Annotated in this window: 18 protein-coding genes; 8 read left to right on the top strand and 10 right to left on the bottom strand. The window is 60.8% G+C overall.

Translation table 11 applies throughout. From position 1 onward, the window contains the following. Window positions 1–189: 189 nt before the first annotated feature. The 4 genes from FHT28_RS34235 to FHT28_RS34220 form a co-directional block, all read right to left on the bottom strand. Window positions 190–537 carry a hypothetical protein gene (locus tag FHT28_RS34235; protein WP_037200779.1) on the bottom strand — a complete coding sequence of 116 codons (348 nt, stop codon included), beginning with the start codon at window positions 535–537 and terminating at the stop codon, window positions 190–192. Window positions 538–613: 76 nt separating this feature from the next. Then, window positions 614–1,285 (bottom strand): porin family protein, encoded by a 672-nt coding sequence (locus tag FHT28_RS34230; protein WP_037200780.1) that lies wholly within the window; start codon window positions 1,283–1,285, stop codon window positions 614–616. A gap of 309 nt (window positions 1,286–1,594) precedes the next feature. Beyond that, window positions 1,595–2,293, bottom strand: coding sequence for a L,D-transpeptidase (locus FHT28_RS34225; RefSeq protein WP_037200782.1), 699 nt, complete (start codon window positions 2,291–2,293; stop codon window positions 1,595–1,597). A 229-nt stretch (window positions 2,294–2,522) separates the two neighbouring features. Next, window positions 2,523–3,296, bottom strand: a complete 774-nt coding sequence (locus FHT28_RS34220; RefSeq protein WP_037200784.1) for a L,D-transpeptidase — start codon at window positions 3,294–3,296, stop codon at window positions 2,523–2,525. A 303-nt stretch (window positions 3,297–3,599) separates the two neighbouring features. Between FHT28_RS34220 and FHT28_RS34215 the strand changes: the two genes are divergently transcribed. Next, the gene (locus FHT28_RS34215; protein ID WP_037200786.1) at window positions 3,600–4,229 is read left to right on the top strand and encodes a DNA-3-methyladenine glycosylase I; all 630 of its coding nucleotides are present in this window, start codon (window positions 3,600–3,602) and stop codon (window positions 4,227–4,229) included. After that, complete coding sequence (locus FHT28_RS34210; protein WP_037200787.1) at window positions 4,226–4,753, top strand: hypothetical protein; 528 nt, start codon at window positions 4,226–4,228, stop codon at window positions 4,751–4,753. Before FHT28_RS34215 ends, FHT28_RS34210 begins: the two co-directional genes overlap by 4 nt. A 3-nt stretch (window positions 4,754–4,756) precedes the next feature. Here FHT28_RS34210 and FHT28_RS34205 read toward each other — a convergent pair whose 3' ends face one another. Next, on the bottom strand, window positions 4,757–5,461 hold the full coding sequence (locus FHT28_RS34205) for an HAD family hydrolase (RefSeq protein WP_168598682.1): 705 nt from the start codon (window positions 5,459–5,461) through the stop codon (window positions 4,757–4,759). A 305-nt stretch (window positions 5,462–5,766) separates the two neighbouring features. Between FHT28_RS34205 and FHT28_RS34200 the strand changes: the two genes are divergently transcribed. Continuing rightward, window positions 5,767–6,816 carry an aldo/keto reductase gene (locus tag FHT28_RS34200; protein WP_168598681.1) on the top strand — a complete coding sequence of 350 codons (1,050 nt, stop codon included), beginning with the start codon at window positions 5,767–5,769 and terminating at the stop codon, window positions 6,814–6,816. A 140-nt stretch (window positions 6,817–6,956) separates the two neighbouring features. Here FHT28_RS34200 and FHT28_RS34195 read toward each other — a convergent pair whose 3' ends face one another. Beyond that, window positions 6,957–7,253: a YciI family protein gene (locus FHT28_RS34195; protein WP_168598680.1), complete on the bottom strand. Its 297-nt coding sequence runs from the start codon at window positions 7,251–7,253 to the stop codon at window positions 6,957–6,959. A gap of 85 nt (window positions 7,254–7,338) precedes the next feature. Between FHT28_RS34195 and FHT28_RS34190 the strand changes: the two genes are divergently transcribed. Then, on the top strand, window positions 7,339–8,229 hold the full coding sequence (locus FHT28_RS34190) for a LysR family transcriptional regulator (RefSeq protein ID WP_246705033.1): 891 nt from the start codon (window positions 7,339–7,341) through the stop codon (window positions 8,227–8,229). A gap of 46 nt (window positions 8,230–8,275) precedes the next feature. Here the strand turns inward: FHT28_RS34190 and FHT28_RS34185 are convergent, their stop codons facing one another. The 3 genes from FHT28_RS34185 to FHT28_RS34175 all read right to left on the bottom strand — a co-directional run bounded on the left by FHT28_RS34185 (window position 8,276) and on the right by FHT28_RS34175 (window position 9,688). Further along, window positions 8,276–8,644: a DUF305 domain-containing protein gene (locus FHT28_RS34185; RefSeq protein WP_047560794.1), complete on the bottom strand. Its 369-nt coding sequence runs from the start codon at window positions 8,642–8,644 to the stop codon at window positions 8,276–8,278. 75 nt (window positions 8,645–8,719) lie between these two features. Next, on the bottom strand, window positions 8,720–9,091 hold the full coding sequence (locus FHT28_RS34180) for a hypothetical protein (RefSeq protein ID WP_168598679.1): 372 nt from the start codon (window positions 9,089–9,091) through the stop codon (window positions 8,720–8,722). A gap of 69 nt (window positions 9,092–9,160) precedes the next feature. Continuing rightward, window positions 9,161–9,688 (bottom strand): 2'-5' RNA ligase family protein, encoded by a 528-nt coding sequence (locus tag FHT28_RS34175; protein ID WP_168598678.1) that lies wholly within the window; start codon window positions 9,686–9,688, stop codon window positions 9,161–9,163. Window positions 9,689–9,813: 125 nt separating this feature from the next. On the opposite strand from FHT28_RS34175, the gene hisS reads away from it, so the two are divergent. The 3 genes from hisS to hisG are packed head-to-tail and all read left to right on the top strand — an operon-like array spanning window position 9,814 to window position 13,141. Then, window positions 9,814–11,328, top strand: coding sequence for a histidine--tRNA ligase (hisS, locus tag FHT28_RS34170; protein WP_168598677.1), 1,515 nt, complete (start codon window positions 9,814–9,816; stop codon window positions 11,326–11,328). Further along, window positions 11,328–12,446 carry an ATP phosphoribosyltransferase regulatory subunit gene (locus tag FHT28_RS34165; protein WP_168598676.1) on the top strand — a complete coding sequence of 373 codons (1,119 nt, stop codon included), beginning with the start codon at window positions 11,328–11,330 and terminating at the stop codon, window positions 12,444–12,446. Before hisS ends, FHT28_RS34165 begins: the two co-directional genes overlap by 1 nt. After that, a complete protein-coding gene (gene hisG, locus FHT28_RS34160; protein ID WP_037200809.1) occupies window positions 12,446–13,141 on the top strand; it encodes an ATP phosphoribosyltransferase in 696 nt (231 codons plus the stop codon). The genes FHT28_RS34165 and hisG overlap by 1 nt, the downstream gene beginning before the upstream one ends. 79 nt (window positions 13,142–13,220) lie before the next feature. Here the strand turns inward: hisG and FHT28_RS34155 are convergent, their stop codons facing one another. Continuing rightward, window positions 13,221–13,664 (bottom strand): DoxX family protein, encoded by a 444-nt coding sequence (locus FHT28_RS34155; RefSeq protein ID WP_037200811.1) that lies wholly within the window; start codon window positions 13,662–13,664, stop codon window positions 13,221–13,223. Between the two features lie 212 nt (window positions 13,665–13,876). On the opposite strand from FHT28_RS34155, the gene FHT28_RS34150 reads away from it, so the two are divergent. Then, window positions 13,877–14,584, top strand: coding sequence for a glutathione binding-like protein (locus FHT28_RS34150; protein ID WP_047560810.1), 708 nt, complete (start codon window positions 13,877–13,879; stop codon window positions 14,582–14,584). Window positions 14,585–14,885: the final 301 nt, after the last annotated feature.

The following is a 14,885-nucleotide window of genomic DNA, read 5'->3' as shown; positions in this document are numbered from 1 at the left end:
AATCAAAGCGAGCCATCACTGCCTCCAAATCAACGGAAGCAGTGAATCACAATCCATTAAAAACAAAAACTATTTTATGGGTATGTGACCTAGAGTAACTCCAGGAACGGTGCGTAGTGGTTTCCGTCCGGAAGTGCGTAAAAACAACAACATAGAGCGGTTAAGCGATTCCGTGAAATGCGCAGCGCTCTAATGTAATTTGTCCGGCGGGGTCGGGCGGTATGTTTGCCATTCGATCTCGAATTTATCGGCAGCGATCTGCGTCATGCTGATGCGCTCCTGCCCTTCCTCGAAGAAGATGCCGTCCACCAGATCCGCAACGCCGTCGTAAAACGAGCCTTCCACCAGGCTGGTGATGCGCCGCATGTCGTGCTCGCGCGCGGAAAAATCGGCAACCGACATGCATTGCCGGCGACCGTCAGCGAATACGTCGATCAGCCGCGGAACGTCGCCGGCGACATCGACCTCGTAGTAGACGACGACCGGCTCCTCGCTTTCCGGATGAATCCAGTCACACCGATAATAAGAAAAGCTCATGCTCTATTGCATAGCACAAAATCCCCTAAGCCTGAACCGGTTTAGGGGATCCATCGCTAGCCCAGCCAAAATATTTTTAGAAGCTGAACGAGACACCGAAGTTGAGGGCGTGGGTGAAGACCCTGGTCTTCAGCGTGTCGCCGCTGTCGATCGAGACATTGTCCACGAAATTGTAGTTGCCCTTGTATTCGACGAAGGTCGACCAGCGCTTGCTGAACTGGTAGCTGACACCGGCCTGTGCCTGCAGCGACGCGCCGCCGAATTCGTAATCGAAGGTGCGGCCCGACGAGCGCGTGACTTCGACATGCGGCACGTTGATGCCGGCGCCGAGGCCGACATAGGGCGTCCACTTGCGGGTCGGATCCTGGAAGCGATAGAGCGCGTTCAGCGTCAGCATGTTCAGGCCGTCGGTGAACTCGAAATGTGACCAGCCGGGCGTATTGCCGAGATCGCCGTAAACCTTCGCATGGGTGTAGTCGAGCGACACGCCCCAGTTCGACTTGTCGAATTCGTCAAGCCACCAGATGCCGCGGAAGCCGAAATAGGGCGGCATCTTGAAGGATTTTCCCGACCAGTTGGGGTCGAAATCGGCACCGTCCGATGTCTTCACATTGCTGCCGGTGGCACCTTGGAAGCCGCCATAAGCTGAAAACTGCATTTCCGCCGAGGCAGAGTTGGCGGCGAATAGGAATGCTGAAATCGCAAGCGCGGCGACAGCCGGCTGCTTGATGCGAAATGCGCGATGCATATGAAATCCCCGGATGGCAAATTGATGCTATCTAAACGCGCTTCTATGACAGTTCTATTGCACACACTGGTAACTGGATGTGGCTTAGGCGGGAAAACTGACACGAAACTGAATATAAGCGGCCATTTTCCGGCAGTCAGTCCCGATAAGTTCGAGGATGTCACAACAACGCAACAGTGGGCTTCGCCGTACCGGTACGAAACAGAAACGGAGCCGTGTTCCAAGGCGACACGAGCGCCCTGAGCCTGTCCATGGCTCAGGGCGCTCGTGATTCAGGCTTGAGTGTGAGTCGCGAACGGTATCAGCCGATCAGCCGCCGAAGATCGTCCTCAGCACATCGACGCCGCGATCCTGATAGCTGACTTCGCCCTGCTTGTTACCGGGCCCGACGACGATGACCTTGGTACCGATCGGCACCCGATCGTAGAGATCCGTCACATCCTTGTTCATCATGCGGATGCAGCCGGAGGACATGTTCAGGCCGATGCTCCAGGGCTGATTGGTGCCGTGGATGCGAAAGGCCGTGTCGTTGCCGTTGCGATAGAGATACATGGCGCGTGCGCCGAGCGGATTGTCCTCGCCACCTTCCTGGAAGGCTGGCAGCTTATGGCCCTTCTTGGCTTCGCGGACACGCATTTCCGGCGGCGGCGTCCAGCCCGGCCATTCCGCCTTGCGGCCAACCTTGACGACGCCCGACCATCCGAAGCCGTCGCGGCCAACGCCGATGCCGTAGCGTCGCGCGCGGTTGTCGCCTTCGACGAGATAGAGATACTTGTTGTTGGTATCGATGATAATGGTGCCCGGCTGCTCGTTGGTCGCCAGCCTGACCAACCGCCGCTGGAACTGTGGCTTGACCTGGCCCCGCGGCTCCGTCGCCACCCGGATCACATCGCTGCGCGTGGCCGGCGCCGCATAGGGTGCGGAAGCGCTGAAAGCCGCGGCGTTCGATGCCGCAAGAAGACACGCCGTAACGACGCCTGCCGCCACGACGGATAGTGCTGGTTTCATATGTCATTCCCCTCGCTGAATTCAGCAAGAAACTACCGAAACCTGCGAGGGGATCAAGATCAAAATGTCCGATGCAAAGATTGGCCTCAAAGGAGCGCCATCTCTTCTGTCGTCCGGTCGGCTATAGTCGGGGCTGTAGTGTGTGGGAGGATAACGCTGGCGCGGCGAACCCCGAGGCTCCTTCGATCGGGAGCGAGATCGCCGCGCATTCCCCAGAGTGATCTGCAGATCACATTACGATAACGCGGGTTCCGACCTTCACCCGGTTATAGAGGTCGATGACATCCTCGTTTCGCAGACGGATGCAGCCTGACGAGACGGCGTTGCCGATCGTCCAGGGCGCGTTGGTGCCGTGGATGCGATAAAGGGTTGAGCCGAGATACATGGCGCGCGCGCCGAGCGGATTGCCTTCGCCGCCTTCCATGTGTGCCGGCAGATAGTGCCCCTTTGCAGCTTCCCGTGCCACCATTTCGGACGGCGGGTTCCAGTCCGGCCATTCCTGCTTGCGGGTGACGGTGTGGGCGCCGGCCCATTCGAAGCCGGGCTTGCCGACGCCGACGCCATAGCGCCGTGCCTTGCCGTCTTCCATCACCAGGTAAAGGAAGCGGTTGTTGGTGTCGATGACGATGCTGCCGGGCTTTTCCTTGGTCTGGTAATCGACGACCTGCGGCAGGAATTGCGGATCGATCTGGCCGCGGATTGCCGGATATTGCGGGCGGGCCATGGCGACCTGTTGCACGACGGGACGCGAGAACAGCCCACGCGGCTGCACGACCTGGCGAACCTGCGGATTGACCTGCTGTTCGGCGGCACGCCGCGCCATCGGTCGAACTGGGTAGACGACCGGCTGGACGCCGTTGCCGCCGAGCTGCATCACCCAGGGAGCGGTCAGATCGGGACTGACGATCACAGGCGGGCGCGACTGGTAGCGATCGTCTGCGAGGGCGGTTGAGGCAACCAGGCTCAAGGCGCCGGCAGCACATAGAATGGCGTGTTTCATCATCGGACAAACTCTCTACACATGGGCCGAGGATGGGCGCGACAGCGCCCGGTCACGACTATGGTGCCACCTGCGCGCGAGCGAATGGTAAACATCTATTCATCAAAATGCCGGAAAGCCGATAAAGCTTTGTCAGGGTTACCGCCTGGTTTGGAAATATGGTTTGCAAGTGGTAAATCTGGAATCGGAATGCGCGATCGCCGAAATGCGCCTATGATTTTAAGCGTTTGATTGATCTGATTTTATCCGATAGTTGCTTTACCGGTTTCCGGTGGTGCCCGCTGAATTGGGAGACGAATCGCAAAAATGACCGAAACGGGCATCATCACCGGCGAGGACGGCAAGGACCGCTGCTTCTGGCACGGCAATCTGCCGGAATATCTGCGCTATCACGACGAGGAATGGGGTCGCCCGGTCGTAAACGACATCAGGTTGTTCGAGAAGATCTGCCTGGAGGGCTTTCAATCCGGCCTCTCCTGGCTGACGATCCTGCGCAAGCGCGAGAACTTTCGTGCCGCTTTTGCCGGTTTCGATTTCGAGAAGGTTGCCCGGTTCGAAGAGGCAGATATCGAACGCTGCCTTGGTGACGCGGGCATCATCCGCCATCGCGGCAAGATCGTCTCCACCATCAACAATGCCCGCCGCGCCATTGAGCTGCGCGGGGAATTCGGATCGCTCGCCCGCTATTTCTGGAGCCATGAGCCCGGCACTGCGGAGCGCCCCGATGTCTTCGACTTTGCGCACCTTCGCGCCAACCCGACGACACCTGCTTCCGTGCGGATTTCGAAGGATCTGAAGAAGCGCGGCTGGACTTTCGTCGGCCCAACGACAGTTTACGCTTTCATGCAGGCCATGGGCCTCGTCAACGATCACATAGAGGGTTGCTTTTGCCGGAAAGAGGTGGAGGCGATGCGCCGCGCATTGGTGCGGCCATGAAAGGTCTGGCCGTTGGTCTTTCGCTGTCCGTCCTCGCGCTCCTTGACGGCCGGGTCGTCTATGCGGAGGATACGCAGCAGCAGTTGCAACTGCCGCAGCTCGATCGGGGAGAGACGATCGAGAAGATCGGCCTGCCTGCCGTGCTCGAGAAATTGACGGGCTGGACGAAGTTCGGCAAGGGCAAGGTCTACATGCTGGCGCTCAAGAAGGGCCAGCATGTGCGGATCACCTTCAGTTCGAAGAGCCCATACACCTATATGGCGATTTTCGATCTGTCCTCGAACGATGACGAATCCTTCTTCGGCACGGACGAGGACGGCAACACCGCTGATGTCACAGTCAACGAGGATACCACCTGGCTGATCAAGCCCTATTATTCTCGCGTCACGCGTCGTCGCGGTCTCGGCGCGCCATATGAAATCCTCATCGATCCCAATCCGCCGGCTGCGCAGCAACCGCCCGCCGATCAGCGGAAGGATCAGGGACCGATGCTTTTCCCGCCGCGTTCCAAGCAGGGGCAGTAGGGCTCAGGACAGCCCTTCGATTACGCTTGCCAATTCTCCGAGATGACCGATCTTGCGGAAACGCGGGGCTTCCGTGGGCTCCTCGACATGTTCGAAGGCCCAGGTGAGCTCGTGCGGCACGAAGACCCCGTAGCTGCCGGCGGCAAGCGCCGGCACGATGTCCGACTTCAGCGAATTGCCGATCATCATCGCCCGCTCCGGTCCGTCGCCCACCTTGGAAAAGATGCGGCGATAGGTGGAGGCGTTCTTGTCCGAGACGATCTCGACCGCATCGAAAAGATCGCCCAAGCCGGACTGGGCGAGCTTGCGCTCCTGATCGAAGAGGTCGCCCTTGGTGATCAGCACCAGCAGATAGTTGCCAGACAGCGCTTCCAGCGTCTGGCGGACATGCGGCAGCGTTTCGACGGGATGGGCGAGAAGATCCCGGCCGATATCGAGGATCTCAGCGATGACGGTCGCCGGCAGCTGGCCCTCCGTGATCTCGATCGCAGTCTCGATCATCGAGAGCGTGAAGCCTTTGATGCCGAAGCCGTAGTGGCGCAGATTGCGCTTCTCCGCCTCCAGCAGCCGCGCCGAAACACGGTCGCTGTCGGCATGGTCGGAGAGCAGATCGATGAACTGCTGTTCCGTCAGCCGGTAGAATTGTTCGTTCTGCCAGAGCGTGTCATCGGCATCGAAGCCGATCGTGGTCAGCGGGCGTTGCGTCATCGGTATTTCCGTTCTGCGCAGGGGATGAAGGTTGGAGTCTATCCTGCGCCGGACTGGAAGCAAGAGCGAGCAATGGTAACCGCATCGTGATCGATCGGAGGTCTCGCGTTGAAAGCCAATTCCGGTGCATTATGTCGTTGTTGTCTCGATTGCGACGGCGCCAGAGCCGAGCTTCGACGACTGTCTTCTGACCTCTCCACGGCGGCGCGGACAAGCGGCTGCCATGCCGGGGCCAATTATAGCCAAGAGATAAGAACTCACAGACTGGAAGTCTCTTCCGGCTGACCACAAGGGAATTTTCTCCTATGCGTTACAATCAACTCGGTAATACCGGCCTGTTCGTCTCCGAGCTTTGCTTGGGCACGATGACCTTCGGCGAAGCCAATCCCAACAGCACCTGGGGCTCGATCGCCGACGTCGACCAGGCGCTGGCCGACAAGATCGTCGAAAGCTCGCTCGCCGCCGGCATCAATTTCATCGATACCGCCGACGTCTATTCGCTCGGCAATTCCGAAAAGCTGCTCGGCCAGGCCCTGAAGAACCTCGGTGTTCCCCGCAAGGATGTCGTCATCGCCACCAAGGTCTGTGGCGTCATGGGCGACAAGCCGAATGATCGCGGCGCATCGCGCGGCCATATCATGGACTCTGTGCAGGCAAGCCTCGACCGCCTGCAGACGGATCACATCGATCTTTACCAGATCCATGCGACGGACACAGTGACGCCGATCGAGGAGACGCTGCGGGCGATGGATGATCTCGTCTCGCGCGGTCTCGTCCGCTATGTCGGCGTTTCCAACTGGCAGGCCTGGCGCATCGCCAAGGCGCTCGGCCTGTCCGAACGCCGCGGCTTTGCCCGGTTCGAGACGGTTCAGGCCTATTATTCCATCGCCGGCCGCGATCTGGAGCGTGAAGTCGTGCCGCTGATGGCCGAGGAAAAGCTCGGCCTCATGGTCTGGTCGCCACTCGCGGGCGGCCTGCTATCCGGTAAGTATGGCCCGGGAGCCCCGGGCAATGGCGAGGGACGACGGGCGAGCTTCGACTTCCCGCCCGTTGACAAGGACCGTGCCTGGGCCTGCGTCGCTGCCATGCGCGAAGTGGCCGACAAACATGGCGCAAGCGTCGCCACCGTGGCGCTTGCCTGGATCCTGGCGAAGCCTTTCGTCACCAGCATTATCATCGGCGCCAAGCGTCTCGATCAGCTCGATCAGAATCTCGCCGCCGTCAAGCTTCAGCTTGATGCCGACGATATCGCCAAGCTCGACCAGGTCAGCGCGCTTGCGCCTGAATATCCCGGCTGGATGCTGGTCCGCCAGGGCGCCTTGCGCGTGCCCCAGCCCTTCGAACCGAAGGCTTGATTTATGCCGAGACCGAGCCGCCGTCTGAGGGACGGCGGCTCGCATGTCATCACAACTCGATGACGATCTTGCCGAAGGCACCGCGATCGAGATGATCGAAGGCGGCCGGAACCTCGCCGAAACTATAGCAATGGTCGATGCTAGAGACGCCTGCCGTCCGCAAACACCCGGTTCCACGCCAGGATCTGCACCGATTTTCTGAGCCCGGCTGACCAGAAGGGATCTTTCTTCACCAGTCGGTCGACATCATCGGAACACTCAGCTTCGACGAGCCATAGCCCGCCGGCAAAAGTGTCGTCTTCCCGGTTGAGCGGTCCCGCCGTCTTGATGGAGGCTGCGTTCTCCTCCAGAAAGGTGAAGTGGCGCCCCAGATATTCCTTGCGAATGGCGGCGGCATCTTGCCGTTCGTCTTCGAACAAAACCGCGAATAGTTTCATTGTAGCCTCCTTGGCTGGACCCTCCCAGCCTATGACTGCAATAATGCGATTGCATGCGGTGAGTTTGCCGTGAGGGGCTGCAAAATTGCACGATATCGATTGGAATGACCTGCGCTATGTTCTTGCTCTGACACGCTGCCGCTCCTTCGCCGCGGCCGGAAGGGAACTCGGCACCGATGCGACGACCGTTGGCCGACGCCTGAGAATAGTGGAGCAGCATCTTGGCGCGGCCCTGTTCCAGCGCGATGCAGGCGGCATGATGTTGCCGACGCCGACGGGCGAAATTGCTGTGGCGCGGGCAGAAGCGATCGAGGCGGAAGTCATGGCGCTGTCAGGGGCCTTGGAGGCCGCCGACCCCATGGCACTCGGCAGGGTGCGCTTGACGGCGCCGCCATCCTTCATCAATCGCCTGCTGATCCCGGCGGTACCCGGTCTCCTGTCGCATCATCCTGGCCTGCAATTCGAGCTCATCGGCGATGCCCGCAACTTCAACCTGACCCGGCGCGAGGCAGACATGGCGCTGCGGCTTGCAAGGCCGGCCGATATGGCGAACAGCAAGGTCGTGGCGCGACGCATCGCGACGCTGGACTATGCCGTCTATGTGGCGGAAGGGCAGCGGGATCAGGCGGAAAACTTGCCCTGGATTGTTTATGAAGAGGCGATGGCGCATCTGCCGCACGCCCGCTGGATCGCAACCCAAGCGGAGAAGTCCGGCCGCGCCGGCGCTCTTGCGATCAACGATGCGGAATCCCTGCTCCAGGCCGCGATTGCCGGGCTGGGGCGCGCGCTCCTGCCAAGAGTCTTGGCCGAGGATGCCGACGGTCTGTGCCGCGTCGACAGCGGGGACGGAAGCCTGCCGGTGCGTGAGGTGTGGCTGCTGATCCATGCGGAGTTTCGCCAACTCGCCCGCATCCGCGCCGTTTCGGGCTGGCTGGACAAGGTATTCTGCCGCCCACCCTCTCAACAGCCTGAATGACGGCAAGGGAGGCGGCGCTCGCGTGCCGCCTCCCGTTCTCGCGAAATTACTTGCCGTGCTTCTTCAGCCAGGCCTTCATCTCCTTGATCTCGGCTTCCTGGGCGGTGACGACGGCCTCCGCCAGTTTGCGCAGTTCGGGATCCTTGCCATATTTCAACTCCACCTTGGCCATGTCGATCGCGCCTTGATGGTGCGGGATCATGCCGCGGACGAAATCCGCGTCGGCATCGCCGCTATAGGTGATCATCATGTCCTTGTGCATCTTGCCCATGGCATTGTTGAAAGCCTTGCTGGAGGCGCCCTGGTCGCCCATCGGTTTGCTCATGTCCATGCCCGACATGTCGTCGGCAAGGGCGGGAAGGGTAAAGGCAAAGGCGAAAGCGCCGGCGAGGATAAGGGTTCTTGACATAGACATAGGCGTCCCTTCCATTTCTGGACGATATCTGAATGTGAGCGGAGAACCCGCTCTTGCGATGAAAACAGAGGGTCGTCAGGCGAAACGGGGCGGCGGCGCCGTCGGCTCCGGGCGGGAGCCGGCAAGACGTTGGCCGGATGCCGGCACCGGATAGGAGAATGCATCCTGCCTGCTGTCGGCAGCCGCAAGCACTGGCATAACGGCCAGGCAGGCCGCGCAGGACGGCACATGCGCCATGCCGCCGGCACAAGGATTTTCCGGCTTCCTGTCCTCGTGCTGAGCCATGTCGCCATGACCCGTCATGCCAGGCATATCGTCGTGCATGCTCATCGCGGATGCGGCCGGCATCGCCATCACGGAATCGCAGATAGGACAGTTCGCCAGCGCCGGCATGGCACCGTAGAACAGCCAGGCAATCAACATCGTCAGGATCGCGAAGAAGCGCATGAGCAAGAACCTAGCCGCGCGTGCTTCGAAGGCAAGTGCAAATTGCAGCGGCGCGACATTGTGTGGCGATCAGGGCAGCAGTTCGACCTGCTTGATGATTTCGACCGGAGGAAAGCTGATGCAATCGACGGCATCGAAGGTCACGGTGAATCCCGAACGTTTTCTCGCCGCCCATTCCAGTGCTTGCTCCGCCGAAGCAGCCGGAATGCTCATGGCGATGGTGCAATGCGGCTGCCAATGGTCCGGGCAATAGTGCTCGTAGCAGAGAGCGGGATCAATGTCGTCATGGATAGCGCGATGCATTTGCCTCAGAACTCGATCGTCGGCGGGACGCGCCCATAGAACCAGCATCTCGTTGAGGAAATGGCCGATATCCGCAAATTCGATCGATATGGCCGGCATATTGCCGAATACTTTTTGGGCCGTCGCGAAGAGAACGGTCGGCAGAATGTCCTCGTAGATGGCGAAGGTCAGATGCGGAGGATAGTCCAGACGCGCCATGGACGGGATGCTTTCGAACCCGCTGGCCTCTCGCCAGAGATCCAAGACAGGAGTGGCGGTGGCATTCGAACATTTCAGAACGATCGCGTATGGCATGGCGTCTCTGTCTCGCTGTCCGGCTTTTGTCGGTTTTGTCGACCGCTAACATATAACAATCCTTGCCGCATTCCGCCCAATCCGCTAGTTAACCGCCACTGTTCCCGTACCGGATTACCCTACAGATGAGCGACAAGCAGAAGAAACCACAGAAGCTCAAGGCCCGCCTGCCGCGCGGCTTTGTCGATCGTTCGGCAAGCGATATCCGCGCCGTCAACGAGATGACCGCAAAGATCCGTAGCGTATACGAGCATTATGGTTTCGATCCCGTCGAGACGCCCCTGTTCGAATATACCGATGCGCTCGGCAAGTTCCTGCCCGACAGCGACCGGCCCAACGAAGGCGTGTTCTCGCTTCAGGATGACGACGAGCAATGGATGTCGCTGCGCTACGACCTGACGGCGCCTCTCGCTCGTCATGTCGCGGAGAACTTCAACGAGATCCAGCTTCCCTATCGCACCTATCGCGCCGGCTATGTCTTCCGCAATGAGAAGCCAGGCCCGGGCCGCTTCCGCCAGTTTATGCAGTTCGATGCCGACACCGTCGGCGCGCCGGGCGTACAGGCCGATGCCGAAATGTGCATGATGATGGCCGATACGCTGGAAGCCCTCGGCATCAAGCGCGGCGACTATGTGATCCGCGTCAACAACCGCAAGGTTCTGGATGGCGTGTTGGAAGCGATCGGCCTTGGCGGCGACGACAAGGCCGGCCAGCGGTTGAACGTATTGCGCGCCATCGACAAGCTCGACAAGTTCGGTCCCGAAGGCGTGGCACTGCTGCTCGGACCTGGCCGCAAGGACGAATCCGGCGATTTCACCAAGGGCGCCGGGCTCGATGTCGAGCAGATCGACAAGGTGCTCTTCTTTGTCGGCATCAAGGATTATGCCGAAAGCGCCGTCCAGCTCGCCGAGCTGGTCGCCGGCACCTCGAATGGCGGCGAGGGCGTCGAGGAGTTGAATTTCATCGGCAGCCTCGTCACCAGCGCCGGCTATCAGGCTGATCGTATCAAGATCGACCCCTCCGTCGTGCGCGGCCTCGAATATTACACCGGCCCGGTCTATGAGGCCGAGCTGCTGTTCGATGTCATCAACGAGAAGGGCGAAAAGGTCGTTTTCGGCTCGGTCGGCGGCGGCGGCCGTTATGACGGGCTCGTCTCGCGCTTCATGGGCCAGCCGGTGCCGGCCACGGGCTTCTCCATCGGCGTCTCCCGTCTGATGACGGCCCTGAAGAACCTAGGTAAGCTCGGCCAGGACGAGGTGATCGCTCCGGTCCTCGTCACCGTCATGGACGGCGATGTCGAGGCCATGGGCCGCTATCAGCGCTTCACGCAGCAGCTGCGTGCCGCCGGCATCCGCGCCGAGATGTTCCAGGGCAACTGGAAGAAGTTCGGCAATCAGCTGAAATATGCCGACCGCCGCGGCTGCCCGATCGCCATCATCCAGGGCGGCGATGAGCGCGCCCAGGGCGTCGTCCAGCTCAAAGACCTGATCGAGGGCAAGCGCCTCTCCGGCGAAATCGAGGACAATGCCAGCTGGCGCGAAGCCCGCGTCGCGCAGGACGTTGTGCCGGAGGCAGAATTGGTCGCCAAGGTACAGGAAATACTGGCGGCACAGGCGGAAGACAGGAAGAGGGCGGGCTGATGGCCCTGATCAACCTTCCGGATTTTGCCGGTGACCTCCTTGCCGAATTTACCGGCCGCCGGACGGAGCGGGTCGACACGCCCATCATCCAGCCGGCCGAGCCGTTTCTCGACATGGCGGGCGAAGACCTTCGCCGCCGCATCTTCATGACCGAAAGCGAGACCGGCGCCAGCCTTTGCCTGCGTCCGGAATTCACCATTCCCGTGTGCCTGCGCCACATCGAAACCGCGACCGGCACGCCGAAGCGCTATTCCTATGTGGGTGAAATCTTTCGCCAGCGCCGCGAGGGCGGCCATGAATTCTATCAGGCTGGCATCGAAGATCTCGGCGACCGCGATACGGCAAGCGCCGATGCGCGCGCCATCGGCGATGCCATCGCCATCCTCAACCGCCTGGTCCCCGGCAAGGCATTGTCGGTGACGCTGGGCGACCAGGCCGTGTTCGAGGCGGTCGTCCAGGCGCTCGGTCTGCCCTCCGGCTGGCAGAAGCGGCTGATCCATGCCTTCGGCAACATGATGCAGCTCGAAACCCTGCTGGCGCGTCTGGCAAGCCCGCATCCGGTCACCGGGCTCGATCCGCATGCCCTCGATTTCCTCAATCGCGGCGACGAGCAGGGGCTGGTCATTCATATCGACAACACCATGCAGGCGACCGGCTATTCCACCAATGCCAGCCGCTCGCCACAGGAGATCGCTCGCCGTCTTCGCGAGAAGCTGGTACTGTCGGAAACCCGTCTCGATAACGCCGCCTTCGGCGTGCTGGAAGAGTTTCTGTCGTTGAGCCTGCCGCTGGCGGACGCGTCTGCAGCGCTGGCCGGCTTTGCCGACGCGGCGGGCCTGAAGCTGGGCGCGGCGCTGGAAGGTTTCGATGCCCGTGTCGCGGCGCTCGCCAATGCCGGGGTCGATACATCGATGATCGAATATCGCGCCGCCTTCGGCCGCCCGCTCGACTATTATACCGGCCTCGTCTTCGAGGCGACGGTGGAGGGGTCGACGGCGGTGCTCGCCGGCGGCGGCCGCTTCGACCGATTGCTGACCCTGCTCGGTGCTAGGGATCACATCCCCGCCGTCGGCTTTGCGCTCTGGCTCGACCGCATCGAAACCGCGAGGGCAGCCTGATGACGATCACCATTGCGCTTCCCTCCAAGGGCCGGATGAAGGACGATTGCTCGGCGATCTTCGAACGCGCCGGCATGCCCATTGTCGCCGTCGGCAATGACCGCTCCTATCGCGGGCGCGTCGAGGGTTGGGAGGATGTCGAGATCGCTTTCCTGTCGGCCTCGGAAATCTCGCGCGAGCTCGGCAATGGCAGCGTCGATTTCGGCGTCACCGGCGAGGACCTCGTGCGTGAGGGCATGGCGGAGGCGGATCGCCGCGTCGAATTCTCAGCCCGCCTCGGCTTCGGCCATGCCGATGTCGTGGTCGCCGTGCCTGACATCTGGCTCGATGTCGACACCATGGCCGATCTCGGCGATGTCGCCGCCGATTTCCGCGCCCGTCATGGCCGCAGGTTGACGGTCGCCACCAAATATTGGCGGCTGACGCAGCAGTTCTTCTCCAGCCAGCACGGCATCCAGCTCTATCGCATCGTCGAAAGCCTCGGCGCTACCGAGGGTGCGCCGGCCGCCGGCTCCGCCGATATCATCGTCGACATTACCTCCACCGGCTCGACGCTGAGGGCGAACCATCTCAAGGTTCTGTCTGATGGCGTCATCCTGCGCTCGGAGGCGTGCCTCGTTCGCGCCCGCAAGCAAAGCCACGAGGGCAACCCCATGGTTCAGCGCATCGTCGCGGCGGTGCGTGCCGCGCTCTGATTTTTTGGATATTCACGCATGAAAAAAGCCCGCCGGAGCGATCCGGCGGGCTTTTTTAGTCCTGGGAGATGCGCTGCAATCAAGCGGTGGCGTAAGCACCGCGGCGTGCGTCGAGCGAATAGACGCCTGCGCCGTTGGTGGCGAGCATGATGTAGGCGCCGGCGAGCGTGACGTTCTTCAGGAAGTTGACGAAGTTCAGGCCGTTGATCCAGCCGTTGGCGGCAGCCGGAAAGTCCGGAACGTTGACGGTCGGCAGGTGGAAGATAACACCGGTGAACACGCAGAAGGCGGCGAGCAGCCAGCCGACGATGCGGACCTGGAAGCCGATGAGAACGCAAACGCCCGTCACGAATTCGAAGGTGCCGGCGAGATAGGTGAGAAGCGTTGCGTAGGGCATGCCGGCGCCGGCGATCATGCCGGCGGTGCCTGCCGGATCGGTCAGCTTGCCGAAGCCGGCGAAGATGAACATGAAGGCGAGCAGGATGCGCGCCACGAGGATGACGATATTGTTGGTGTTGGACATGATAGTCTCCAATGAAAGCGGTTGGGTCGGTGGCGACAATTTCTGAAGACAGATATTCGTGATTTTTGGGAGATTGAAAAGATAAACAACTGCGCACAATTAGTTCACAATCAGTGAACAATGCTGACGCTCGGCACTCTTCCCATCGGCTCCGTATCGGTTATGGTGACGCAAATTCATCCGCCAAAATCATAATCTTGGAAGGAGCCCCCATGGCCGATCTGTCGTCTTTTCCAATCACGAAGCGCTGGCCCGCCAGCAATCCGGATATCATCCAGCTCTATTCGCTGCCGACGCCAAATGGCGTCAAGGTGTCGATCGCGCTCGAGGAACTGGGTCTGCCCTATGAGCCTCATCTGGTTTCCTTCGGCACCAACGACCAGAAGTCGCCGGAATTCGTTTCGCTGAATCCGAACGGTCGCATTCCCGCGATCATCGATCCCAATGGTCCGGACGGCAAGCCGATCGGCCTGTTCGAGTCCGGTGCGATCCTGGTCTATCTCGCCGAGAAGACCGGCAAGCTTATGCCCAAGGACGCGGCCGGCCGTTACGAGGTGTTGGAATGGGTCTTCTTCCAGATGGCCGGCATTGGTCCGATGTTCGGCCAGTTCGGGCACTTCTTCAAGTTTGCGGCTGATAAGGTTGCCAACAATCCCTATCCGGTCGAACGTTATCGCGACGAGGCCAAGCGTCTTTTAGGGGTTCTGGAAGAGCGCCTGAAGGGGCGCCAGTGGATCATGGGCGACGAATACACCATTGCCGACATCACGACGTTTCCGTGGGTTCGCGGCGTCGATGTGTTTTATGGCGGCCGGGACGTTCTCGAATTCGAGAGCTTCCCCTCGGTCATGAGCTGGCTGGAGCGCGCTCTTGCACGTCCGGCGAGCCAGCGCGGGTTGAACATTCCAAAGCGGGATTGATTGGCTCCGATCTCTTCGGGAGCAGGTCGGTCAGGTCCGTCTTTGTCGGCGTCTATGTGCCTGGCCTCTCACGCCAGCACGCTCCCCGTAGACGGCAGGGCAATTGCTTATGGGGCATGCCAGTGCCGCACAACCCCTTTTCCCCGAGGGGAGAAGGGGTTGTGCGGCGACGATCTCATCTCATATGCGATTGCCCTGCCGTAGACGGGGCGAGGGGGTCGGTCCCGCGTTTGCGGCGGGATCTCACTCAGCAATGAAGGTGCCGATTTTAGAGGACGAGACTCCCTTTCCCTGCTTGCGG

The organism is Rhizobium sp. SG570, from assembly GCF_012275345.1.
Taxonomy (GTDB): Bacteria; Pseudomonadota; Alphaproteobacteria; order Rhizobiales; family Rhizobiaceae; genus Rhizobium; species Rhizobium lusitanum.
The sequence above is the reverse complement of the archived record's forward strand: the minus strand, read 5'-3'. Positions and strand labels throughout refer to the sequence as shown.